This window comes from Streptomyces sp. NPDC004561, from assembly GCF_053602155.1.
Genome location: NZ_JBSGDB010000682.1, coordinates 1 through 3,640, shown reverse-complemented (window position 1 = coordinate 3,640; position 3,640 = coordinate 1). Strand labels below are relative to the sequence as shown.

The 3,640-nt window shown below is 74.3% G+C and carries 2 protein-coding genes; both read right to left on the bottom strand.

The genetic code is table 11. The annotated features are described in order from the left end of the window. Positions 1–146: 146 nt before the first annotated feature. Positions 147–1,550: a dipeptidase gene (locus tag ACWEN3_RS43490; RefSeq protein WP_452983382.1), complete on the bottom strand. Its 1,404-nt coding sequence runs from the start codon at positions 1,548–1,550 to the stop codon at positions 147–149. Positions 1,551–1,602: 52 nt separating this feature from the next. Then, positions 1,603–3,640 (bottom strand): PD-(D/E)XK nuclease family protein (locus ACWEN3_RS43485; RefSeq protein WP_452983379.1); only part of this gene is annotated, 2,038 nt, incomplete at its 5' end.

The window sequence follows — 3,640 nt, the reverse complement described above, 5'->3', positions numbered from 1 at the left end:
GACTTGAAGTCACGATATGGGGGCGCGGCGGGCCATCAGGGTGTTCCCGGGCGGTGTCGGGAGGCCGGCACCGCCCGGATTGGCCATGCTGGGCGGTCTTCCCAGTGTGCCCCGCGCGCGGTGCCCTTCCATGCGGCGCCGGCCGGTCAGGGCGCGGGTCGCCAGTTGTCGGCCAGGTCGCCCCACAGATAGGCGCTGGTCTCGACGCCCTTGATCAGGAGGTCGAGTTCGACCTTCTCGTCGGGGGCGTGCCAGCCGTCGGAGGGGACGGAGATGCCCAGGAAGAGCACCGGCGCGCCGAGGACTTCCTGGAGGTCGGCGGCGGGTCCGGAGCCGCCCTCGCGGGTGAAGCGGACGGGGCTCTGGAAGGCCCGGCCCATGGCGCGGGCGACGGACCGCAGCGCGGGGTGGTCGAGCGGGGTCAGGCACGGCCGTGTGGCGGAGCCGAAGGCGATCTCCTGCCGGATTCCGGCGGGCACCTGCTCGGCGGCCCAGGCGCGGACGGCCTTCTCGATGTGGTCGGGGTCCTGTCCGGCGACGAGCCGGAAGGACAGCTTCACCATGGCCGAGGAGGGGATGATCGTCTTGCTGCCGGGGCCCTGGTAGCCGCCGCCGATGCCGTTGACCTCGGCGGTGGGACGGGCCCAGATGCGCTCCAGGGTGGTGTGCCCGGCCTCGCCGTGAGTGGCGTGGGACTTGGCGGTGCTCAGCCAGCGCTGCTCGTCGAAGGGCAGCTCGGCGAACAGCTCGCGTTCGTGGTCGGTCAGCTCGACGACGCCGTCGTAGAAGCCGGGGACGGCCACGCGCGCGTGCTCGTCGTGGAGGGCGGCGACCAGGCGGGCGGCCGCGGTGGCGGGGTTGGGCACGGCGCCGCCGAAGGATCCGGAGTGGATGTCCTGGTCGGGGCCGTACAGCCGGATCTCGCACTCGGCGAGGCCGCGCATGCCGGTGCACACGGTCGGGGTGTCCTCGGCCCACATGCCGGTGTCGGAGACGATCACGGCGTCGGCCGCGAGGCGCTCGGCCCGCTCCTCCACCAGGGTCCGGAAGTGCGGGGAGCCGGACTCCTCCTCGCCCTCGATCAGGAGCTTCAGGTTGACCGCGGGGGCGGTGCGGCCGGTGGCGGCGAGGTGGGCGCGGACGCCGAGTGTGTGGAAGAACACCTGGCCCTTGTCGTCGGCGGCCCCGCGCGCGTAGAGGCGGTTCTCGCGCACGACCGGTTCGAAGGGGTCGCTGTCCCAGCCGTCCTCGCGGGCGGCGGGCTGCACGTCGTGGTGGCCGTAGACGAGCACGGTGGGCGCCTGGGGGTCCCCGGAGGGCCACTCGGCGTAGACGGCGGGGGCGCCGGCGGTGGGCCAGACCTCGGCGGTCGGGAAGCCGGTCTCCCCGAGTTTCGCGGCGAGCCAGTCGGCGCTGCGCCGTACGTCGTGCGCGTGGTCGGGCTGGGCCGACACGGAGGGGATGCGCAGCCAGGCGGTGAGGTCGGCGAGGAAGGCGGCGCGGTGCTGCTCGATGTACGTGTGGACGACGCTGTCCGGGGTCTGGCTCATGCTCACGAGCCTATCCGGCCGCGACGACATCGTCGGCGGGGGTTCGTCACACTCAGGTTCCGGGCCGTGACACTTCCGTTGCGTCGTGTGCCTCTTCCGGCTCGCCTCTGATCAGCCGTTCCAGAGCGGCCCGGTCGGGGAGGTTCGTGGGGCGTACGACCTCGCCGCTGCGCACGTAAAGGAAGGCGGCCGTGACGGAGTCGAGCGGTACGCCCTGCTGCTCGGCCCAGGCCAGCCGGTACACGGCGAGCTGGAGCGGGTCCGCGGTGCGGGTGCGGCTGGTCTTCCAGTCGACGATCTCGTACGTCGCCGCCGTCCCGTCGCCGTGCCGGTAGACGGCGTCGATGCGGCCGCGGACGACGCGGCCGGCGAGGGTGAGCTGGAAGGGGGTCTCGACGCGGTACGGGGTGCGCCGGGCGTACTCGCTGCGTTCGAAGGCCTCCTTCAGGGCTTCGAGGTCGGCCTCGTCGGCGATCTCGGCGTCGCTGCCGGGCAGCTCGTCCGGTTCCAGCAGGGGCAGCGTCAGCTCTTCGTAGCGGGCTTCGACCCAGGCGTGGAATCGGGTGCCTCGGCGTGCGGCCGGTTGCGGAGGGCGTGGCATGGGGCGCGCGAGTTCCTGCGCGAGCCCGTCCGGGTCCTCGGCGAGGCGCAGCAGCTGGGTGGCGGTCAGGGTGGCGGGCAGGGGGACGTCGGTGATCGTGCGGCGGGCGCGCTGCAGTTCCCCGCTGAGCGCGTCCAGGTCGCGGTCCCAGGAGGCGATGAGCCGCGTCTCTTCGGGGGTGAGGGCGGACCGGTGCGCGGGTTCGGCGGGCCGGGGGTGCGCCGCGGGGGTGGGCGCCTGGTGGGGGACGGTCGGCCGGTCGGCGCTCCAGGAGTCCCAGTCGGCGGGGTCGTCCGGGTGGGGGGCGTCGTCGTACGGCGGCTCGTCCGGGTGGTCCTGGGCGTACGGGTTCTCGTCGTCCGGTGGTGGGGGCCAGTCGGGGTCGTCGAAGGCGGCGGGGTCGTGGGCGGCCGGCCGGGGGCCGTCCCCGGCGGCGATGGTGTCGAGGTGGGCGAGGACCGTCTCGGCGGCCGCGCGGCGGCGGGCCAGGGCAGCGTCGTCTAGGGGCAGCGGCCAGACCTGGTCGGCGCCGGCCGTGTGCAGGGCCGGGTTCTCCTCGTCCTCGGCGGGCTCCTCCGCCCAGGCCTCGATCTCGCCGTGACCGGCGGCGCAGTGGTCGTACAGGTCCTGCAGGAAGTCCGAGGGGCCGCGCGGTCTCTTCTGGCTGGGCCCCCACCAGTGGCCGGAGCCGAGCAGGAGGGAGCGGGGGCGGGTGAAGGTGACGTAGCCGAGGCGGAGTTCCTCGGTGTGCTGGTGGTCCTTCATGGCCTCGTGGAAGGCCTTCATGCCGCGCGCGTCCCAGCTGTCGACGTCGGGCAGGGTGTCGGTGTCGCCGCGCAGGGTGTGCGGCAGGACCTTGGCCTGTGCGGTCCACTTCTCGCGGCCCTGGGCGCTGGGGAAGGTGCCGGTCACCAGTCCGGGGACGGCGACGACGTCCCACTCCAGGCCCTTGGACTTGTGCGCGGTGAGCACCTTGACGGTGTTCTCGCCGCCGGGCAGGGCGTTGTCGAGGCCCTTCTCGTACTGGGCGGCGGTGCGCAGGAAGCCGAGGAAGGCGAGCAGGGTCGCCTCGCCGTCGCCCGCCGCGAAGGAGGCGGCGACGTCCAGGAAGTTGGACAGGGTCTCGCGGCGGCGGGCGGCGAGGGCGTGCGGGGACGCCGACAGCTCCACCTCGAGGCCGGTGACGGCGAGGACGCGGTGCAGCACGTCCATGAGCGGGTCGGACAGCGAGCGGCGCAGGTCGCGCAGTTCGGCGGCCAGGCGGGCGAAGCGCACGCGGGCGTCGGGGGAGAACGGCAGCCCGTCGTCCGTGCCGTCCTCGGAGCCCCCCTCCATCGGCGTCTCGAGGAAGGTGTCGAGGGCGTCCGCGAGCGATATGACCTCGGACGGGTCGACGCCTTCCACGGCCGCGGCGAGCCGGCGGTCGGGATCGTCGGGGTCGCCCGCGCGCGCGGGGGGGGCCAGCAGCCGGGCGCGGCGGCCCCGCAGG